This is a genomic window from Pantoea sp. B9002 (assembly GCF_013385945.1).
Lineage (GTDB): Bacteria > Pseudomonadota > Gammaproteobacteria > Enterobacterales > Enterobacteriaceae > Pantoea.
The window spans coordinates 120,675-141,692 of sequence record NZ_JACAPA010000009.1; the positions used below are offsets into that span (position 1 = coordinate 120,675).

Consider the following 21,018-nt stretch of genomic DNA (forward strand, 5'->3'; position numbering starts at 1 on the left):
ACCTCCGGTTAATCCTTATTTGGAAAGGTATGACAGCTTTTACCGAAACCGGACGATTTTCATCGTCCGGTGCCTTAGGTCGATTACTCGCCTTTAGCCGCTTTAAACGCTTCAGCCATCGCGCTAGAGAAGTTGCTGCCTTCATCCTGTTTGGTGTTAACAGTGTTGATAGCTTCTTTCTCATCAGCCTGGTCTTTAGCACGAACAGACAGGCTCACAACGCGGTTCTTACGGTCAACGCCGGTGAATTTAGCTTCAACGTCGTCGCCAACACTCAGAACCAGAGTTGCGTCTTCGATGCGGTCCAGAGAAGCTTCAGAAGCGCGCAGGTAACCCTCTACGCCGTCAGCTAATTCTACTGTAGCACCTTTCGCGTCAACTGCAGTGACTTTACCAGTCACGATAGCGCCTTTCTTGTTCAGGGTGATGTAGTTGTTGAATGGATCTTCAGCCAACTGCTTCACGCCCAGAGAGATGCGCTCGCGCTCTGCATCAACCTGCAGTACAACGGCAGCGATTTCGTCGCCTTTTTTGTACTCACGAACGGCTTCTTCGCCAGTCGCATTCCAGGAGATGTCAGACAGGTGAACCAGGCCGTCGATGCCACCGTCCAGGCCGATGAAGATACCGAAGTCAGTGATTGACTTGATTTTACCTTCAACGCGATCGCCTTTGTTGTGGGTCTCAGCGAACAGCTGCCATGGGTTAGATTTGCACTGCTTCAGACCCAGGGAGATACGACGACGCTCTTCATCGATGTCCAGAACCATTACTTCAACCACATCGCCTACGTTTACAACTTTAGACGGATGGATGTTTTTGTTGGTCCAGTCCATTTCAGAAACGTGTACCAGACCTTCAACGCCTTCTTCGATTTCTACGAAGCAACCGTAATCAGTCAGGTTGGTTACACGACCAGTCAGGCGGGTGCCTTCTGGATAGCGCTTAGCGATAGCAACCCAAGGATCTTCGCCCAGCTGTTTCAGGCCCAGAGATACACGGGTACGCTCGCGGTCGAACTTCAGCACTTTAACAGTGATTTCGTCGCCCACGTTGACGATTTCGCTCGGATGCTTAACGCGTTTCCAAGCCATATCGGTAATGTGCAGCAGGCCGTCAACGCCGCCCAGATCCACGAATGCACCGTAGTCAGTGAGGTTCTTAACGATACCTTTAACTTCCATGCCTTCCTGCAGGTTTTCCAGCAGCTGATCGCGCTCAGCGCTGTTCTCAGATTCGATAACTGCACGACGTGAAACCACGACGTTGTTACGTTTCTGATCAAGCTTGATTACTTTGAATTCAAGCTCTTTGCCTTCCAGGTGCAGAGTATCGCGAACCGGACGAACGTCTACCAGTGAACCTGGCAGGAACGCACGAATACCGTTCAGCTCAACTGTGAAGCCACCTTTAACTTTGCCGTTGATAACACCGGTAACAGTTTCAGCGTCTTCGTAAGCTTTTTCCAGCGTGATCCAAGCTTCGTGACGTTTAGCTTTCTCACGGGACAGCAGGGTTTCACCGAAGCCGTCTTCTACTGCGTCCAGCGCAACGTCAACTTCGTCGCCTACCTGGATTTCCAGTTCGCCGGCTGCGTTCTTGAACTGCTCTGCAGGAATTGCAGATTCAGATTTCAGACCCGCATCAACCAGAACTACGTCTTTGTCGATAGAGACAACAACGCCACGAACGATGGAACCCGGACGGGTTTCGATTTCTTTCAGGGACTCTTCAAAGAGTTGAGCAAAAGATTCAGTCATATTGATAATCTTAGGATTCTTCAATTTAACGTCCACCTGACTTCATTGTCGGATGGGGTTGTTTCACATGCCCTGCACCGGGTCCTTGGTACAGGGTTACAGCAATTCGGTTGCCGAAAGATTAAATACCCAGCTTATGCCTGGCATAATCAAGCGCCTTTTCAATCACTTGCTCAATTGACATACTGGTTGAATCCAGTACCAGAGCATCTGTGGCAGGCACTAAAGGTGCGATGGCACGATTACGATCGCGGTCGTCGCGTTCCTTTATCTCGGATAAAAGGCGATCAAAGTTAACATTAAAGCCCTTCTCCTGCAACTGTAGCATACGGCGATGCGCACGCTCTTCCGAGCTGGCGTCGAGGAAAATTTTCACTGGCGCATCAGGGAAAACCACGGTTCCCATATCGCGCCCATCGGCGATTAAACCGGGCTCTTCGCGGAAGGCACGTTGGCGACGAAGCAGTGCCTCACGCACCCGCGGAAAAGCGGCCACGCGTGATGCGGTGTTGCTCACTTCTTGCGTGCGGATTTCACCGGTGACGTCTTCACCTTCAAGAACCACCTGCATTTCACCGTCAACCGACAGAAAACGCACATCAAGATGCGCAGCCATCGGTACTAATGCTTCTTCGGACTCAATATCCACCTGATGGTGAAGTGCGGCCAGTGCTAAAACGCGATAAATAGCGCCAGAATCCAGTAAGTGCCACTGCAACGACTCCGCCATCGCTTTACATAAAGTCCCTTTACCCGCGCCACTTGGCCCATCAATGGTAATAACCGGGGCGATTGCCGTCATTGTTCTCTCCTGTTGCTGCGTGCTTATTGTCAGCCCTTCCAGGCCGCCTGGATTGCGCGGCATTATACGCTGCCTGCGTCGGGTTAGTTACCCTTTAGCGTAGACAGCGCTAGAAATATAGACAGATTCAGAAGAATTTCCGCCTGATAAGGCCAGAAGAGAGCAAAGAAACCCGGCGCAGTGCACCGGGTTAGACGATCAGGAAGTATGACTGATTTTCGCCAACTGCTGGAAATAGCTCGGGAAGGTTTTCGCGGTGCAGCCTGGATCAAGGATGGTTACCGGCGTATCAGACAGAGCCACCAGCGCGAAGCACATCGCCATACGGTGATCGTTATAGGTACCAATATCCGCATGTTGCAACTGAGCCGGAGGTGTAACACGGATAAAGTCGTGTCCTTCTTCTACTTCAGCACCCACTTTGCGTAACTCAGTCGCCATCGCAGCCAGACGATCCGTCTCTTTTACGCGCCAGTTGTAGATGTTGCGCATCAACGTGGTGCCTTGTGCGAACAATGCAGTAGTTGCAATCGTCATTGCCGCATCGGGAATATGGTTCATATCCATATCGATTGCCGTCAGCGATCCGCGTGTGCAAGAGATGTAATCATCGCCCCACTCAATCACTGCGCCCATATTTTCCAGCACATCAGCAAAACGGATATCGCCCTGCACGCTGTTGCGGCCAATACCGGTTACACGCACGGTGCCACCTTTAATGGCAGCCGCAGCGAGGAAATAAGAGGCAGAAGATGCGTCACCTTCCACAAGATAGTCGCCCGGAGATTGGTACTGTTGCTGCCCTTTAACCACAAAACGCTGGTAGTCCTGATTATCAACATCCACACCAAAGCTGCGCATCAGGTGCAAGGTGATATCAATGTAAGGCTTAGAAACCAAATCGCCTTTGATGGTGATGATGGTGTCTTGCTGCGCCAGTGGCGCGGTCATTAGCAGTGCCGTCAGGAACTGGCTGGATACGCTGCCATCGACGCTGACTTCCCCACCAACAAAACCGCCATTAAGACGCACTGGCGGGTAATCGGTCTGCTCAAGATAGTCGATCTTAGCTCCGCCCTGACGCAGTGCATCAACCAGGTGACCAATCGGACGTTCTTTCATGCGTGGCTCGCCAGTCAGAACGATTGACTGCTCGCCCAAACACAGCGCGGCGGCCAAAGGTCGCATCGCGGTACCTGCGTTACCGAGAAACAGCTCAAGCGGTTTTTCAGCGCGTAAAGGCCCCGCGTTACCCACCACTTCGCATACGGTGCGATCGTCTGAGAGCGTATAGCTGACACCCAGCGCTTTGAGGGCATTCAGCATGTGCTTAACATCATCGCTATCAAGCAAGTTAGTCAGGCGGGTGGTGCCCTTTGCCAGTGCGGCCAGCAAGAGTGCGCGGTTCGAGACACTTTTTGAACCCGGTAAGTTTACCGTGCCGTCAACGCGAGCAATCGGTTGTAGAGTCAGGGAGTCCTGCATGTGAAACCAAATCTCCAGAAAATACGAGACCCCATCGTGTGACGGGGTCTGATACCAGACAAGCTGGCATGAAAAAAGCAATTAGCCGTGGCGACGTTCGAAGTCGACCATGAACTCAGTCAGGGTTTTAACGCCTTCCAGCGGCATCGCATTGTAGATCGATGCACGCATACCGCCAACCACGCGATGGCCTTTCAACGCGTGCAGCCCAGTCTTGAGAGACTCTTCCAGGAACACTTTGTCCAATGAGGAATCGGCTAACTGGAATGGCACGTTCATACGTGAACGGTTTTCGCTTGCGACATCGTTGCGATAAAACGCACTGTTATCAATCACGCCATATAGTAAGTCGGCTTTTGCCTGATTGAGCTTATCCATCTCAGCCACGCCGCCCTTCTCTTTCAGCCATTTGAATACCAGGCCTGAGAGATACCATGCGAAAGTAGGCGGAGTGTTAAACATCGATTCGTTTTCGGCCAGCACCTTGTAATCAAGGATAGAAGGCACATAACGTCGTGCTTTACCCAACAGATCTTCGCGCACAACCACTAAGGTTAAGCCCGCCGGGCCGATATTTTTTTGTGCGCCAGCGTAGATCACGCCATAGCGACTCACATCGATTGGACGAGACAGAATAGTAGAAGAGAGATCGGCAACCACGACCTTATCGCCAAAATCCGGCTCTTCATCGATAGCGATGCCATCAATCGTTTCGTTCGGGCAGAAATGGACATAAGCCGCAACATCATTTAACTGCCATTCACGCATTGGTAACAAAGCACGCTTACCATCGCGCGTAGTTTTAATATCAATGGTATTTGGCGAGCAGAATTTCTCAGCTTCTTTAATTGCGCTGTGAGCCCAGTAACCGCCGTCAATATAATCCGCGGTTTTTGCATCACCCAGCAAGTTGCCGGGAATGGCCGCGAACTGCGCACGCGCACCGCCGTGGCAGAATAAAACTTTGTAGTTGGATGGGATCTTCAGCAGATCGCGAAAATCTTGTTCTGCCGCTTCTGCAACAGCAATAAACTCTTTACTGCGGTGACTGATCTCCATCACCGAGGTGCCTAACCCGTGCCAGTTTGTCAGTTCTTGTTCTGCGCGACGGAGCACTTCTACCGGCAGCATAGCCGGGCCAGAGCTAAAATTATAAACCTGAGTCATTTCCCCTCACCACTGTCATATCGAACGGTTATGAATACCCAACCGGTTTTATCATTGCCTCCAGATGGCTGCAATCATTAATCCGGCAGCGATCACATTTCCAGAGCCAGCTCCACCGCAGCTTATGTCATAAATGCATTAAGCTGTGGAATTTTGTGAGGTAGTTCCAGAAAGAAAACGCGGGGAGCGGAATGGCTTAAAAACCGTAACCAGACTGAGATAAATTTGGCTGACTGAATAGCGAAGCACGCATAAAACCCGTATTATTGCGCGCTTTACGCCCACCCCTTTGACTTAAGAGAGCGCCACCATGACGCAAACGTTTATCCCCGGAAAAGACGCCGCACTGGAAGATTCCATTGCTCGCTTTCAGCAGAAACTGCAAGACCTTGGTTTCAATATTGAAGAAGCTTCCTGGCTGAATCCGGTGCCACACGTCTGGTCAGTACACATTCGCGATCGCGACTGCCCGCTGTGCTTTACAAATGGCAAAGGTGCTAGCAAAAAAGCCGCTCTGGCTTCAGCACTGGGCGAATATTTTGAGCGCCTCTCTACTAACTATTTCTTCGCCGATTTCTGGTTAGGTAAATCCATCGCTAATGGCGATTTTGTTCACTATCCGAATGAAAAGTGGTTCCCGCTCACTGAAGACGACAGCCTGCCAGAAGGCATTTTGGATGCGCGCCTGCGCAAGTTCTATGATCCTGATGAGAGCCTGGGTGCTTCTGAGCTGATTGATCTGCAATCCGGCAATGACGAGCGTGGGATTTGTGGCCTGCCATTTACCCGTCAATCTGACCAGCAAACGGTTTATATCCCGATGAACATCATCGGTAATCTGTATGTTTCGAATGGTATGTCTGCCGGTAACACCGCGAACGAAGCGCGTGTACAGGGTCTGTCAGAAGTGTTTGAGCGTCATATTAAGAATCGTATCATCGCCGAATCCATCAGCCTGCCAGAAATTCCAGCCGAGGTAATGCAGCGTTATCCTGGCGTAATTGAAGCGATTGAACGTCTGGAAGCAGAAGGTTTCCCAATCTTCTCTTACGATGCTTCACTCGGTGGCAAATACCCGGTTATCTGCGTTGTGCTGTTCAATCCAGCAAATGGTACCTGTTTCGCTTCGTTTGGTGCACATCCGGACTTTGGCGTCGCACTGGAGCGTACCGTTACTGAACTGCTTCAGGGTCGCGGCCTGAAAGATCTCGACGTGTTCACACCGCCAACGTTCGATGATGAAGAAGTAGCGGAACACGCTAACCTGGAAACGCATTTCATCGATTCAAGCGGTCTGATTTCATGGGATATGTTTAAAGACGATGCCGATTATCCTTTCGTCGACTGGAGCTTTGCGGGTACCACTCACGAAGAGTTTGATACGCTGATGGCGATCTTCCGTGCGGAAGATAAAGAAGTCTATATCGCTGACTATGAACATCTGAGTGTTTACGCTTGCCGCATCATCGTGCCTGGCATGTCTGATATTTATCCAGCAGAAGATCTGCTGCTGGCGAATAACAGCATGGGCGCACCACTGCGCGAAACCCTGCTGGCGCTGCCGGAAAGCCAATGGGAACCCGAAGCCTATCTCGAGCTGATTGTGCAACTGGATGAGGAAGGTCATGATGACTTTACTCGCGTGCGTGAACTGCTGGGTCTGGCATCAGGCAAAGACAATGGTTGGTACACGCTGCGTATCGGCGAGCTGAAAGCGATGCTGGCGCTGGCCGGCGGCGACCTGGATCAGGCTCTGATCTGGACTGAATGGACGATGGAGTTTAATCAGTCCATCTTTAGTGAAGAACGCGCAAACTACTACCGCTGCCTGCAAACCTTGCTGCTGCTGGCAATGGAAGAGGAACGCGATCCGCTTCAATATCATCGCGCCTTTGTTCGTATGTACGGCCAGGCTGCTGTTGAGGCTGCTTCAGCGGCAATCAGTGGCGAAGCGCCATTCTATGGATTGCAAGCGGTTGATCTGGATCTGAAAGCTTTCCCTGCGCATCAATCATTACTCGCTGCCTATGAAAAACTGCAGACAGCTAAACGTCGTTATTGGTCACAAAAATAGCCTTAACGCTTTAATTACTATTTATAGAAATTAGCGTATTGGTCAATGGCACTGAAAAAAATCAGTGCCATTTTTTTATATTGATCATACAAAGAGATTAAAGCGCATTATTAAATAACAATTCAGCTTAAATCGTTAATGATATTTAACAAAACCCAGCCTTACCCGCAGCCACCTTCAACTTATTTTGCATAAATTAAAAATTATTTATTGAAATAAATTCAATCACTTAATTATATAACGGCCACCTTTTCGCTTCGCTTATCAGCGACCTTCCGGTCAAATATGATCCACATCAATTTCTGACCTATACTCCTTTGTTAGTATCTTTACAGGCAATTTTTGGAGAGCGTTAGTGTGAAAGCTGACAACCCTTTTAATTCATTATTACCGGCGGCAATGGCGAAAGTTGCAGAAGAAGCCGGCATATATAAAGCTACTAAACGTCCTTTAACCACCTTCTTCCTGGCCATCACTGCTGGCGTATTTATCTCAATTGCATTTGTCTTCTATATCACTGCGACCACCGGAAGTGGAGCAATGCCCTATGGCATAGCAAAACTGATCGGCGGTATCTGTTTCTCGCTCGGTTTAATGTTAGTAGTGGTGTGCGGTGCTGACCTGTTCACCTCAACAGTTTTGATCGTGGTGGCAAAAGCCAGCGGCCGTATCACCTGGCTGCAACTCGGTCGACATTGGTTGACGGTCTATATCGGTAACCTGTTTGGTGCGCTGTTCTTTGTCGCGCTGATCTGGTTAGCCGGTGAACACATGGTGGCCAATGGTGCCTGGGGTTTGAATGTCCTGCAAACCGCTGACCATAAAATGCATCACACCTTTATTGAAGCGGTCAGTCTCGGCACGCTCGCCAACCTGATGGTTTGCCTGGCGGTATGGATGAGTTATTCAGGCCGCAGTCTGATGGATAAAATGTTTGCGATGATCTTACCGGTGGCGATGTTTGTTGCCTGCGGTTTTGAACATAGCATCGCCAACATGTTCCTTATCCCGATGGCCATCGTTATCCGTGATTTTGCCAGCCCGGAATTCTGGCATATGGCTGGTGCAAGCGCAGCACAGTTCCCATCACTAAGCGTTAGCGATTTTATTGTTAACAACCTGATTCCCGTAACCATCGGCAACATTATTGGCGGCGGATTATTAGTCGGTTTGACCTACTGGGTAATCTATCTGCGTGGCGATGAGCCGGTGCATTAATGAATTGGTACGGGCGTGCTGAGTCAGCGCGCCATACGTCAAAGTCTCCCTAAATAAGGCAGGTATATCATGTCCGAACTGAATGAAAAAATGGCGTCAGCCTGGGAAGGATTTAGTGCCGGCGAATGGCAGAACAGCGTCAACGTCCGTGACTTTATCCAGAAAAACTATACACCGTATGAAGGCGACGAATCCTTCCTCGCAGGCGCGACGCCGGCCACAACTAAACTGTGGGACAGCGTGCTTGAAGGCATCAAAATCGAGAACCGCACTCACGCGCCGGTAGATTTTGACACCGATCTGGCTTCAACCATCACCTCTCACGATGCCGGCTACATCAGCAAATCGCTGGAAAAAATCGTTGGCCTGCAAACTGAAGCACCTCTGAAGCGTGCCATCATCCCGTTTGGCGGCATCAAAATGGTTGAAGGTTCTTGCAAGGTTTATGGCCGCGAACTCGATCCCGCGCTGAAAAAAGTCTTCACTGATTACCGTAAAACCCATAACCAGGGCGTATTCGATGTTTATACCCCGGACATCATGCGCTGCCGTAAATCAGGTGTGCTGACGGGTTTGCCCGATGCCTATGGCCGCGGTCGTATCATCGGTGACTACCGCCGCGTTGCGCTGTACGGCATCGATTTCCTGATGAAAGACAAAGTAGCGCAGTTCAATTCTCTGCAGAGCGATATGGAGAATGGCGTTGACCTCGAAGCCACCATTCGCCTGCGTGAAGAGATCTCTGAACAGCACCGTGCACTGGGTCAGATCAAAGAGATGGCTGCGAAGTATGGTTCAGATATCTCGCTGCCCGCTACTAATGCTCAAGAAGCCGTTCAGTGGACTTACTATGGCTATCTCGCGGCGGTGAAATCACAGAACGGTGCAGCGATGTCCTTTGGTCGCGTATCTACCTTCCTTGATGTGTATATCGATCGCGATATTCAGGCAGGGAAACTGACTGAAGAAGATGCGCAGGAACTGATTGACCATCTGGTGATGAAACTGCGTATGGTGCGATTCCTGCGTACACCTGAATACGATGAGCTGTTCTCCGGTGACCCAATCTGGGCAACAGAATCACTGGCGGGTATGGGCGTAGATGGCCGTACTCTGGTGACCAAAAGCACCTTCCGTTTCCTGAATACGCTTTACACCATGGGCCCATCTCCAGAGCCAAACATGACCATCCTGTGGTCAGAAAAGCTGCCGGTTAACTTCAAGAAATACGCCGCAAAAGTCTCTATCGATACATCCTCATTGCAGTATGAGAATGATGACCTGATGCGTCCTGACTTCGACAACGATGACTATGCTATCGCCTGCTGCGTTAGCCCAATGATTGTCGGTAAGCAGATGCAGTTCTTCGGTGCACGTGCCAACCTGGCAAAAACCCTGCTGTACGCAATCAACGGTGGTGTTGATGAAAAACTGAAAATGCAGGTGGGCCCGAAAGAAGCACCAATCACTGACGAGATTCTTGATTTCGACATCGTGATGGAGCGCCTGGATCACTTCATGGATTGGCTGGCTAAGCAATACGTCACCTCCCTGAATATCATTCACTATATGCACGATAAGTACAGCTACGAAGCTGCACTGATGGCGCTGCACGATCGTGACGTTTATCGCACCATGGCGTGTGGTATCGCTGGTCTGTCTGTTGCGGCTGACTCACTTTCTGCCATCAAATACGCCAAAGTGAAAACCATCCGTGATGAAGATGGTTTAGCGGTAGACTTCGAAATTGAAGGCGAATATCCGCAATTTGGTAACAACGACTCTCGCGTCGATGACATGGCGTGCGATTTGGTTGAACGTTTCATGAAAAAAATTCAGAAACTGCAAACCTATCGTAATGCGGTGCCAACTCAGTCAGTACTGACCATCACATCTAACGTGGTGTACGGTAAGAAAACCGGTAACACGCCAGACGGACGTCGTGCGGGTGCGCCGTTCGGTCCGGGTGCTAACCCAATGCACGGCCGTGATCAGAAAGGTGCGGTGGCTTCCCTGACCTCCGTCGCGAAACTGCCCTTTGCTTACGCGAAAGACGGCATCTCTTATACCTTCTCCATCGTGCCAAATGCGCTGGGTAAAGATGATAACGTGCGTAAAACCAACCTTGCTGGCCTGATGGATGGATATTTCCACCATGAAGCCAACATTGAGGGCGGTCAGCATCTGAACGTTAACGTGATGAACCGTGAGATGTTGCTGGATGCGATGGAACATCCTGAGAAGTATCCGCAGCTGACCATTCGCGTATCCGGTTATGCTGTTCGCTTCAACTCGCTCACCAAAGAGCAGCAGAAAGATGTAATTACCCGTACGTTCACTCAGTCGCTGTAATCGTAGTTCACTGAGATTAAAAGGCTCCTGCGGGAGCCTTTTCTCCACAAGTCCGTTTTGCCAGTTTGCTGGTGCAGGCAACCTGGCAAAATCGACTTTCACTTTTAGAGCACGACATAGATTGTGCTGCCTGATGTTCAGGCTCACCTGGAGAACTCATCGCAATGTCAACCATCGGTCGTATCCACTCCTTTGAATCCTGTGGCACCGTTGACGGCCCAGGCATCCGCTTCATCACCTTTTTTCAGGGCTGCCTTATGCGTTGTCTGTATTGCCATAATCGCGATACTTGGGATACGCATGGTGGTAAAGAAGTTACCGTTGAAGAGTTAATGAAGGATGCGCTCTCATATCGTCACTTTATGAATGCGTCTGGCGGCGGCGTTACGGCGTCGGGTGGTGAAGCAATCTTACAAGCGGAGTTCGTGCGCGACTGGTTCCGCGCTTGCCAGGCAGAAGGCATTCATACCTGTCTCGACACTAACGGCTTTGTTCGTCGCTACGATCCGGTGATCGATGAATTGCTGGATGCCACTGATTTGGTAATGCTCGATTTAAAACAGATCAATGATGATGTGCATCAGATTTTGGTGGGCGTTTCCAATCACCGCACGCTGGATTTTGCGCGCTATCTGCAGAAGAGAGGCAAACGCACCTGGATTCGCTTTGTTGTGGTGCCTGGCTACTCCGATGATGATGATTCCGTTCATCGCTTAGGTGAGTTCACCAGGGATATGGACAACATTGAGAAGATTGAATTGCTGCCTTACCACGAGTTAGGCAAACACAAATGGATTGCCATGGGTGAAGAGTACAAGCTGGATGGTGTTAAGCCGCCAAGCAAGGAAACCATGGAGCGAGTGAAGAATATTCTCGCCAGCTACGGCCATGAAGTGATGTATTAACCGCAAATAAATAAGGGGGAGCCGCTGGCTCCCTTTTTTACTGTTTATATGAATGCGTTAAGCATGTGCAACCGGCGTTGCCTGATGATCGGCTTTGCGCAGTAACATCACCAGATAAACCAGTGCAACTGCAGCAATCATCACAAACAGCAGGCGGTCAGAGTAGTTCTGCATCAGCATTGACGTCATTCCCGGCCCCACCAAACTGCCCACGGTATAGCTAAACAGCAGCGCCTGATTCATCGCCACTAACTCATGATGCGCCACGGTTTCGCACGCCCAGGACATCGCCACCGGATAGAGAGTAAAACCAGCAAGACCCAGCACAAACAGCGCTGGCGCCATCGCTGCATCACCCAGCATGGCAATCGCACCCAGAATAACCACGAACACTTGCACGCGCAGCACCATCAGGCGACCAAAGCGATCGGCCAAACGTCCTACCGGCCACTGACCGACAATGCCTGAGCTGACAAGTAACGCCATCCAGTAACCGACGTTTGCATCGCTCATGCCTTGATGTGACAGATACAGCGGCATCAAGCCATAAAGCGAGCCGAGAACGATACCGGAAATAATGCAGCCATTGATGCCGAGACGAGAACTACGACGACGCAACATCACCCAAAGGCGACCCGTTGAAGCTTCTTCCGTCGCAGCGCTCGCATTGACATGCACAAACACTACCGGCAATACCGCACAGACAATCAGCGCAGTCACCCACGGAATCACGTGGAGCAGCTCGGTTGACACGCGGCTCACCAGCAACTGGCCAGCAACCGTGCCGAGGTAATAGATGATCATGTAAGCCGCCAGCAACTGACCGCGATTACGCACGGTACCGCTGCATAACAAGGCGCTCTCAACCACCACCCAAATCAGTGCACAACCGACACCTGCGGTGAAGCGCAGCATTGTCCAGCTATAGAAACCATCCAGCATCACCATGCCCATGGTCGCCACGGCAAAAAGCACGCTGGCGAGGTAGAAACAGCGATTAAAACCGTAACGCGTGATCAACCAGCCCGCGAGCAAAGTGCCCAGCAAGTTACCGGTGTAATACGATGAGCTGGCCATACCCACTTGCCAGGTTGGCAATTGATCATGGGTAAGCCATAGCGGTACCAGCGTATTAAGCACAGCGATAGACACCGTCATAAGCATTAAGCCGCAAAGCAGCAAAACGACGGGGCGCGACCAGGTTGACATAGGGAATAAAACCAAAAGAGATGACGATAATTGCGCGCAGTTTGCCATCCGCTATTTTAAAGTCAATGTGCAAAAATTCGTCGCCGCACGATTTGCTGCGGAACAATTTATTTTTTTTATCTTCAGCGGGTTAGAAGCATGATGAAGGATACAAGGCAGGCATCTATCTATTTGAATTTACGATTTTTAATGGTTAACAGCCATTTATTGTCGATAACGTTTATTTCTGATTAATTCCGACTAAAAAATAATTATTTTACCGCTTAAGAAACAAAAAAACCCGGCATTGCCGGGCTTTTATAATTGCGCATTGATTAGCCAACGAATTCCAGTCCGCCCATATAAGGACGTAACACTTCTGGAACTTCAATGCGGCCATCTGCTTGCTGGTAGTTTTCAAGTACAGCCACCAGAGTACGACCCACCGCCAGACCAGAACCGTTCAGCGTGTGCACCAAGCGTGGTTTCTTGTCGGTTTTGCTACGGCAGCGCGCCTGCATACGACGAGCCTGGAAATCACCCATGTTGGAGCAAGAGGAGATTTCACGATAGGTGTCCTGTGCTGGCAGCCAAACTTCCAGGTCGTAAGTCTTGGCAGAGCCGAAGCCCATATCGCCGGTGCAAAGCAGCACTTTACGGTATGGCAGATTGAGCAGCTGCAGCACTTTTTCTGCATGGCCGACCAACTCTTCCAGAGCATCCATCGAGGTTTCAGGTGCCACAATCTGCACCATTTCCACTTTGTCGAACTGGTGCATACGGATTAAACCGCGCGTATCGCGTCCGTACGAACCGGCTTCAGAACGGAAACATGGTGTGTGCGCAGCGAGTTTGAGCGGCAATGATTCTTCTTCAACGATCTCATCACGCACCAGATTGGTCAGCGGCACTTCAGCGGTTGGGATCAGCGCATAGTTGCTGCTACCCGCTTCCTCGCCCAGCGGCTTGGTATGGAACAGATCTTCACCAAACTTCGGCAGTTGTCCGGTGCCATACAGCGTTTCCTGATTCACCAAATACGGAACATAGGTTTCAAGATAACCGTGCTGCTGCGTGTGCAGGTCAAGCATAAACTGGCTGAGCGCACGGTGCAGACGCGCAATCTGGCCCTGCATCACAATGAAACGTGAACCCGTCAGTTTCACCGCGGCGGCAAAATCCAGACCTTTGGCGGCTTCACCCAGCTCAACATGATCTTTTACCGGGAAATCGAACTGGCGCGGCTGGCCCCAGCGGCTGACTTCCTGGTTCTCGCTGTCATCTTTACCCAACGGGACTTCGTCAACCGGGAGGTTTGGCAACGCGAGGGCAAAATCACGAATTTCGTTCTGCAGGGCATCCAGTTCTGCTTTAGCCGCATCCAGGCGTTCGCCCAGCGCGTTCACTTCCTGACGCAGCGGCTCGATGTCTTCCCCACGTGCTTTGGCCTGACCGATGGATTTGGATCGGGAATTACGCTCAGCCTGCAGATTCTCAGTTTCTACCTGCAAGACTTTACGACGCTCTTCAAGCGAACGTAAGGTTTCCACATCCAGTTTAAATCCTCGGCGTGCCAGTTTTTCTGCGACTGCGTCTGGCTCGTTACGCAGCAGGTTGGGATCGAGCATGCTAATCCTGTGTAATAAAAGGTTGATTGAACGAATGGCGGGACTTGCATCCCTATGGAATGCAATGAAATCCTTGCTCACCTTACCGTAAGGTGTTTATCAGCGGTAGCGTTTTATCGGGCTATTTTGATCCTGCTCAGCCAGCCAGGCGAGTTTTTCGCCAATTTTCCCTTCAAGCCCGCGATTAGTCGGTTGATAGTAGCGCGTATGCGCCATTTCCGGCGGGAAATAGACTTCGCCAGCGGCATAGGCGTTAGTCTCGTCGTGCGCATAACGATACTCTTTGCCCAGCCCCATCTCTTTCATCAATTTGGTCGGAGCGTTGCGTAAATGTTCCGGCACATCGTAGTCAGGGAATTCGCGCGCATCGCGCATCGCAGCCTTGAAAGCGGTGTAAACGGCATTACTTTTGGGTGCGCTGGCAAGATAGACAATCGCCTGCGCAATCGCCCTTTCGCCTTCGGCTGGACCGACGCGCGTAAAGCAATCCCAGGCCGCTAGCGCAACCTGCATGCCGCGCGGATCGGCGTTACCCACATCTTCCGAGGCGATAGCCAGTAAACGGCGTGCGACATACAACGGATCGCCGCCTGCGGTGATGATTCTTGCATACCAGTAAAGCGCCGCATCAGGTGCTGAACCGCGTACAGATTTGTGCAGAGCGGAGATCAAATCGTAGAAACGATCGCCTTTATTATCAAAACGCGCCGCCCTTTCACCGGAAACTTCGTTGAGCAATTGTGGCGTTAATTCACGCTGGCCTTCGGCGTTGCTTTCGGCCATATCCGCCATCATTTCCAGCGTATTCAATGCCCGACGCGCATCACCGTTCACCAGTTCCGCAATCATACGGCGCGTATTATCCGGCAGCACAATATCGCTTTTGCCATAACCGCGATCGCTATCCTGCATCGCCTGCAGCAGAACCTGTTCGATATCGGCAGTGGTAAGAGACTTGAGTAAATATACGCGGGCACGCGATAGCAGCGCCGAGTTGAGTTCAAACGAGGGATTTTCGGTGGTGGCACCGATAAACGTGATGGTGCCATCTTCAATATGTGGCAGGAAAGCATCCTGCTGACTTTTGTTAAAGCGATGCACTTCGTCGACAAACAGGATGGTGCGTCGACCCACCTGACGATTTTGTCGGGCGCGCTCGATCGCTTCTCGAATCTCTTTCACGCCAGACGTGACAGCAGAAATACGCTCAACATCAGCTTTGCCGTAATGGGCGATGATCTCGGCTAATGTCGTTTTTCCTGTCCCCGGCGGTCCCCACAAAATCATCGAATGCAGATGCCCAGCCTCAATGGCGCGCGGCAGCGGTTTACCGGGCGCCAGCAAATGCTGTTGCCCAATGTAGTGTTGCAGCGTCGCTGGCCGCATACGCGCGGCCAGCGGCTGAAACTCATTCGATGGGGCGAAATCCAGAGACAGGTTACTCACCGTGACCTCACTGACGTTGATCGTCCACCGTTACCCCTTTTGGCGGCGTAAAGGTGAATTTGTCTGGGCTAATGGCGCCGTTGTTTTGGCTCTTTAGCTGATAATCGCTGTGCTGGCCATCTTGCTCAATCGCGCTGAACTTATTGATGGTGCCAGACGATGTCACATTGATGGTGAACTGCTTAAGGTTGCCGTCACTGCTCTTCGGCGTTAGCTCGAAGTTATCGCCCTGCTGCTTGATGTTGTACTGTTTCCAATCGCTTGGCTGGTTACGCGCAATCAGCATAAACGGCGTGTTGCTGGCAGCATTTTGCAGCAGGCTAACGCTGGCTTGTTCAACGAAGGGATTGTAGAACCACAGGTTTTTGCCATCAGAAATAATTACGCTTTCGTCCGGCGCGGTCATGTGCCAGTTAAACAGGCTTGGGCGCTTCACCCACAGCTCGCCTTCACCATCCTGCACGTTGGCGCCGCTGCCATCGGTCACTTTCTGACTGAAGCTGGCGTGGAAGCTGTTCACTTTATTGAGACGCTGCTGCAGATCGCTGGACGCATCCGCCAATACTGATGCGGAAACAAAACTGGCCAACAGGCCACAGGCAATAACGCGTAATTTCATCTGATTCGATTCCTTATTCATTGTTTCCCGACACTTACAGCATTAAACGTAGTTGCCGTCCTGTCTCTTTGACAGGAGAAAAAGCCGAAAGCTCCCGAAGATATGGGGATCGACCAACAGATAAACAATGGGCCAGTGTTAACTGGCCCATAAGTTGATAACTGCACGCGATAAATTACATCTCGTGTGGCGGCGGCGAAAGCACTTCGCGGTTGCCGTTATGCCCCGGTTCAGAAACGATGCCCTGCGCTTCCATCTGCTCGATGATACGTGCGGCACGGTTATAACCGATACGGAACTGGCGCTGAACCCCAGAAATGGAGGCTCGGCGTTTCTCCACCACGAAAGAGACCGCCTGATCAAACAGCGGATCCAGCTCTTCATCGCCCATCATACCGCCAGCCGCGCTATCGCTCTCTTCACCAGCAGTAATGCTTTCGATGTATTGCGGACGACCGCGTGCTTTCCAGTCCTGAACCACCGCATGAACTTCCTGATCGCGCACGAATGCACCGTGCACGCGCACAGGCATTGAGGAGTTTGGCGGCATGTACAGCATGTCACCCATACCGAGCAGCGATTCCGCACCGCCCTGATCGAGGATGGTGCGTGAGTCGATCTTGCTGGAAACGGTAAAGGCAATACGCGTCGGGATGTTGGCTTTGATCAGACCGGTAATCACATCTACCGACGGACGCTGTGTCGCCAGCACCAGGTGAATACCCGCCGCACGCGCTTTCTGTGCCAGACGAGCAATCAACTCTTCGACTTTCTTACCGACCGCCATCATCAGATCGGCAAATTCGTCGACCAGCACCACGATATAAGGCAGTTTTTCCAGCACCGGCGGTGTGGTGTCCATGCTATCGCCCGGCTTCCAGAACGGATCGGGAATCGGTCGGCCCATCGCCGCAGCCTGCTCAATCTTCTCGTTATAACCGGCAAGATTACGCACGCCCAGCGCAGACATCAGCTTATAGCGACGCTCCATTTCACCGACACTCCAGCGCAGCGCATTGGCCGCATCTTTCATGTCGGTAACCACTTCGGTCAGCAAGTGCGGAATGCCTTCGTAGACAGACAGCTCGAGCATTTTCGGGTCGATCATGATAAAGCGCACTTCTTCCGGCGTAGCTTTATACAGCATGCTGATGATCATGGTGTTAACGCCCACCGATTTACCGGAACCGGTGGTACCGGCAACCAGCAAGTGAGGCATTTTCGCCAAATCAGCCACAACCGGCTGGCCAGCAATGTCTTTACCCAACACCACTGCAAGCGGTGACGGGTTTTCACGGAATTTAGGGCAATCCAGTACTTCGCGCAGATAAACGGTTTGACGATGTTTATTTGGCAGTTCAAGTCCGACGTAAGGCTTGCCAGGAATCACTTCCACCACGCGCACGGCAACCGCAGACAGAGAACGCGCCAGGTCACGCGACAAGTTAGAAATACGAGAAGCTTTAACGCCTGGCGCTAAATCGAGTTCGAAGCGGGTAATGACCGGACCTGGCGAAATACCTACAACTTCCGCCTTCACACGGTAATCGGCCAGGCGCGCTTCAACCAGCCGCGCGGTTTGCTCCAGCGCAAACATATCCACCGGCTCTTCTTCTGCTGGTGGTGACGTGAGCAGATCCAGCGTGGGCAGCGGCGTAGAAGGTTTTTCCAGCGGCTGTTCATGGCGAACCAGGAACGGATGGAACAAGCTGTCCTGCACCGGCGCAGCAGGTTTCACTGGTGCAGGCGGCGCAGAATAGGCTTCCTGTTCCGGCGACGACCATGGGCTGGATTCAGCACTCAACGACGGTAATGACGCTGGCTCAGGCGCAGCAGGTTGCTGCCACGGCGCGGGCTCTTCCGGCTCTGGCGCTGCAGAGAGGGTAAACAACGGCTCGCTTGGGCTGTCGTCGACCAGATCTTTCATTGGCGAAAAATCAAAGGCAGACGATGTATCCAGATTAAAGACCGGCGCTTCCTTCACTTCAGGTTCGTAGCGTTGCTGCTGCTGATCGGCGAACTGACGTGCCAGTTGAGCCTGCTGCAATGCATCCTCATCATCAGGTTCAGACGCATCCTGCCAGCTTTCACCGTAACGATTCTGCTGCTGTGACGCGAAGGCTTCACGCAACTGCGCCTCTTGCAGCTCAACATCTTCTTCCTGTGGAGGAACGCTGTAAGACGCAGTGACTTCCGGCTGTTGCTGTTCAGCATCTTTAGCCTGCTCTTCAGCCATGCGCTGCGAAGGCAACTTAATGCCGTACGACGCTAACTCGCGTCGTGTTGGCAACTTAACTTTGTTTGGACGCGGCAACTCTGGGCCAATGCCCTGCTTCACCTGTGGGTTGTAATCACGCTCAGGTACGATATCGAAGGCAGGCGAATAAGCAGCAGATGATGTCGCTGCTTTGACTGCGCCCGCGGCCAGTGAAGCGGCGGCGAGACTGTTTAAAGGTGCAGAAGATGGAGCGGCATCCTGCCAGTTGCCCATGCTTGGGCCCTCATCGTCATCAGCCGGCGAAAACGGTGAAGGTGCCGGTTCACCTGGCATCTCGAAACGATAGTGCGGAGTAGAAGGCTGCGCGATCGGTTCTGGCGCCGCAGCGACAGGCTGAGGAGCCGGGGTCGCCTGAGCCGTAGCTTCGGCCATACGCGGCATTGCGTCGGGTTCCGCAGATGCGGCTGGAGCAGCCTGCATGGCAGCTGGAGTTTGCTGTGCGGCTTGCGTGGTAACCGCAATCGCAGCGGCAGTTGCCGCACTCGCCTTCGCCAGCAGCGGATCGTCGCCCAACTCTGCAGCAACGGGTTCGCTCACCTTGCGCGGCTTAGCTAACAAGACATCATCGTCTTCATTAACAGACTGTGCAGCATGCATCGGAGGTGACACCTCATCAGCGTGCTCTTCGTCGTCGTACTCTTCTTCCTGCCAGGGTTCGTCATGTCGTGAACGGTTGCTGGCAAAGGTCAGAACACCCATTACCACGCCGCCGATCTTCTCAGCAATCGTCAGCCATGACCAACCGGTGTAAAGCGTGATGCCGGCTGCCCAAACGCACAGCAGCGTCAAGGTGCCGCCAGCCGAACTGAACCACGGCGCCATCGCATTGCTGACCAGGCTGCCAATGACGCCGCCGGAAGCAAAATACCAGATGTCATCTACGTTGAGCGCGGCCAGACCACAGGTCGTTACCACCAAGGCCAGCACGCCAATCAGGCGTAAACCAACGGCAAAGTAGTCGATGTAATCCTGACGATCGCGTTGGCGGAAGGTGATCCAACACAGACCAATAATGACGGGAGGAATGGCGTAAGCCATCACGCCAAAGATGAACAATAGCGTATCGGCCAGCCATGCGCCGACGCTGCCACCCAAATTATGGATAGGTTCGTGCCATGCGGTTTGTGACCAGCTTGGATCTGAAGGGTTAAAACTAACCAGCGACACCATCAAATAGATGGCGAACAAGGCCACAAGAATGAGCAACGCTTCCAGCAGACGACGTCCACTGCTCAGCGGTTGTAACGAAACATCTTTATCTTCTGTATATTCCTGGCTCAAGAGAACTCTCCAGGTGCCTGTAAATTAAGAAGGCAACAACGTCGGGCATGCCCGACGCTGGTCCTGTATGAATTCACAGGAGTGTACCGAAATCCTGCAAGCTTTGCACCTGCCCTGCACTACCGGGTTTTGATCACCAGACGATTGCTCTGTTTGACCTCTTCCATCACCACGTAAGTACGGGTGTCGTTTACGCCCGGCAGACGCAGCAAGGTTTCGCCCAGCAGTTTACGATAGGCGGACATATCCGGTACGCGGGTTTTCAGCAGGTAGTCAAAGTCACCGGAAACGAGGTGACATTCTTGAGTTTCCTCAAGTTTTTGCACAGCGGCGTTAAATTGTTCAAACACATCAGGCGCACCACGATTCAGAGTAATCTCAACGAAAACCAGCAGTGAAGCATCCAGATAATGCGGATTGAGCTGCGCGGTGTAGCCCAGAATGAAGCCTTGACGCTCGAGGCGACGTACGCGCTCAAGACAAGGAGTTGGCGATAATCCAACACGTTTGGAAAGCTCGACATTGGAAATTCGACCGTCTTTCTGCAGTTCATTCAGAATATTTCTGTCGATACGATCTAAATCTTTTCCGGGGCGTTTCTTATTGTCTACCATTATTATTGTCTCTCTTAATTCCTTCCCTTTACCTGCCACACCCTGAAAACGCTCATTGTTCAGGGCCTTACTGAAGTGAAGACCATAAGCCTGTGCAGTAACGCGTCCATCCGTATGACGCATGTTGTCTGTCCACATCATGCGTCACTACCAATGTCAGGCTGAGTTTATTCGGCTAAAAAGCCCAAAACAGAAATGAAA

General features: G+C 51.7%; 14 protein-coding genes. 4 read left to right on the forward strand and 10 right to left on the reverse strand.

Annotation, left to right across the window (positions count from 1 at the left end; translation table 11 throughout):
* Positions 1-83: 83 nt before the first annotated feature.
* The 4 genes from rpsA to serC all read right to left on the reverse strand — a co-directional run bounded on the left by rpsA (position 84) and on the right by serC (position 5,214).
* Complete coding sequence (gene rpsA, locus HX773_RS06400) at positions 84-1,760, reverse strand: 30S ribosomal protein S1 (RefSeq protein WP_052025984.1); 1,677 nt, start codon at positions 1,758-1,760, stop codon at positions 84-86.
* Between the two features lie 121 nt (positions 1,761-1,881).
* Positions 1,882-2,562 carry a (d)CMP kinase gene (gene cmk, locus HX773_RS06405; RefSeq protein ID WP_176970875.1) on the reverse strand — a complete coding sequence of 227 codons (681 nt, stop codon included), beginning with the start codon at positions 2,560-2,562 and terminating at the stop codon, positions 1,882-1,884.
* 198 nt (positions 2,563-2,760) lie between these two features.
* Positions 2,761-4,047: a 3-phosphoshikimate 1-carboxyvinyltransferase gene (aroA, locus tag HX773_RS06410; protein ID WP_176970876.1), complete on the reverse strand. Its 1,287-nt coding sequence runs from the start codon at positions 4,045-4,047 to the stop codon at positions 2,761-2,763.
* An 81-nt stretch (positions 4,048-4,128) separates the two neighbouring features.
* Positions 4,129-5,214 (reverse strand): 3-phosphoserine/phosphohydroxythreonine transaminase, encoded by a 1,086-nt coding sequence (gene serC, locus HX773_RS06415; RefSeq protein WP_176970877.1) that lies wholly within the window; start codon positions 5,212-5,214, stop codon positions 4,129-4,131.
* A 310-nt stretch (positions 5,215-5,524) separates the two neighbouring features.
* Between serC and ycaO the strand changes: the two genes are divergently transcribed.
* From ycaO to pflA, 4 genes are all read left to right on the forward strand, one after another.
* The gene (gene ycaO / locus HX773_RS06420; protein ID WP_176970878.1) at positions 5,525-7,288 is read left to right on the forward strand and encodes a 30S ribosomal protein S12 methylthiotransferase accessory factor YcaO; all 1,764 of its coding nucleotides are present in this window, start codon (positions 5,525-5,527) and stop codon (positions 7,286-7,288) included.
* A 357-nt stretch (positions 7,289-7,645) separates the two neighbouring features.
* Positions 7,646-8,506, forward strand: a complete 861-nt coding sequence (gene focA, locus HX773_RS06425) for a formate transporter FocA (protein ID WP_176970879.1) — start codon at positions 7,646-7,648, stop codon at positions 8,504-8,506.
* A gap of 69 nt (positions 8,507-8,575) precedes the next feature.
* On the forward strand, positions 8,576-10,858 hold the full coding sequence (gene pflB / locus HX773_RS06430) for a formate C-acetyltransferase (RefSeq protein ID WP_176970880.1): 2,283 nt from the start codon (positions 8,576-8,578) through the stop codon (positions 10,856-10,858).
* 164 nt (positions 10,859-11,022) lie between these two features.
* Entirely contained in the window at positions 11,023-11,763 is a 741-nt protein-coding gene (gene pflA / locus HX773_RS06435; RefSeq protein ID WP_176970881.1) for a pyruvate formate lyase 1-activating protein, read from the forward strand.
* A gap of 57 nt (positions 11,764-11,820) precedes the next feature.
* On the opposite strand, the gene HX773_RS06440 is transcribed toward pflA, so the two are convergent.
* From HX773_RS06440 to lrp, 6 genes are all read right to left on the reverse strand, one after another.
* A complete protein-coding gene (locus HX773_RS06440) occupies positions 11,821-12,972 on the reverse strand; it encodes an MFS transporter (protein WP_176970882.1) in 1,152 nt (383 codons plus the stop codon).
* A gap of 314 nt (positions 12,973-13,286) precedes the next feature.
* Positions 13,287-14,579 (reverse strand): serine--tRNA ligase, encoded by a 1,293-nt coding sequence (gene serS, locus HX773_RS06445; RefSeq protein ID WP_176970883.1) that lies wholly within the window; start codon positions 14,577-14,579, stop codon positions 13,287-13,289.
* 99 nt (positions 14,580-14,678) lie between these two features.
* Positions 14,679-16,025, reverse strand: coding sequence for a replication-associated recombination protein A (locus HX773_RS06450; RefSeq protein WP_176970884.1), 1,347 nt, complete (start codon positions 16,023-16,025; stop codon positions 14,679-14,681).
* Positions 16,026-16,032: 7 nt separating this feature from the next.
* Positions 16,033-16,644 carry an outer membrane lipoprotein chaperone LolA gene (lolA, locus tag HX773_RS06455; protein ID WP_008102417.1) on the reverse strand — a complete coding sequence of 204 codons (612 nt, stop codon included), beginning with the start codon at positions 16,642-16,644 and terminating at the stop codon, positions 16,033-16,035.
* Between the two features lie 175 nt (positions 16,645-16,819).
* The gene (locus tag HX773_RS06460) at positions 16,820-20,203 is read right to left on the reverse strand and encodes a DNA translocase FtsK 4TM domain-containing protein (RefSeq protein ID WP_176970885.1); all 3,384 of its coding nucleotides are present in this window, start codon (positions 20,201-20,203) and stop codon (positions 16,820-16,822) included.
* A gap of 119 nt (positions 20,204-20,322) precedes the next feature.
* Positions 20,323-20,817 (reverse strand): leucine-responsive transcriptional regulator Lrp, encoded by a 495-nt coding sequence (lrp, locus tag HX773_RS06465; protein WP_006118610.1) that lies wholly within the window; start codon positions 20,815-20,817, stop codon positions 20,323-20,325.
* Between the last annotated feature and the right edge of the window lie 201 nt (positions 20,818-21,018).

Bases quoted from the DNA above. Each gene is read 5' to 3' on its own strand.
- rpsA (WP_052025984.1), bottom strand. From the start codon at position 1,760: ATGACTGAATCTTTTGCTCAACTCTTTGAAGAGTCCCTGAAAGAAATC.
- cmk (WP_176970875.1), bottom strand. From the start codon at position 2,562: ATGACGGCAATCGCCCCGGTTATTACCATTGATGGGCCAAGTGGCGCG.
- aroA (WP_176970876.1), bottom strand. From the start codon at position 4,047: ATGCAGGACTCCCTGACTCTACAACCGATTGCTCGCGTTGACGGCACG.
- serC (WP_176970877.1), bottom strand. From the start codon at position 5,214: ATGACTCAGGTTTATAATTTTAGCTCTGGCCCGGCTATGCTGCCGGTA.
- ycaO (WP_176970878.1), top strand. From the start codon at position 5,525: ATGACGCAAACGTTTATCCCCGGAAAAGACGCCGCACTGGAAGATTCC.
- pflB (WP_176970880.1), top strand. From the start codon at position 8,576: ATGTCCGAACTGAATGAAAAAATGGCGTCAGCCTGGGAAGGATTTAGT.
- pflA (WP_176970881.1), top strand. From the start codon at position 11,023: ATGTCAACCATCGGTCGTATCCACTCCTTTGAATCCTGTGGCACCGTT.
- HX773_RS06440 (WP_176970882.1), bottom strand. From the start codon at position 12,972: ATGTCAACCTGGTCGCGCCCCGTCGTTTTGCTGCTTTGCGGCTTAATG.
- serS (WP_176970883.1), bottom strand. From the start codon at position 14,579: ATGCTCGATCCCAACCTGCTGCGTAACGAGCCAGACGCAGTCGCAGAA.
- lolA (WP_008102417.1), bottom strand. From the start codon at position 16,644: ATGAAATTACGCGTTATTGCCTGTGGCCTGTTGGCCAGTTTTGTTTCC.
- lrp (WP_006118610.1), bottom strand. From the start codon at position 20,817: ATGGTAGACAATAAGAAACGCCCCGGAAAAGATTTAGATCGTATCGAC.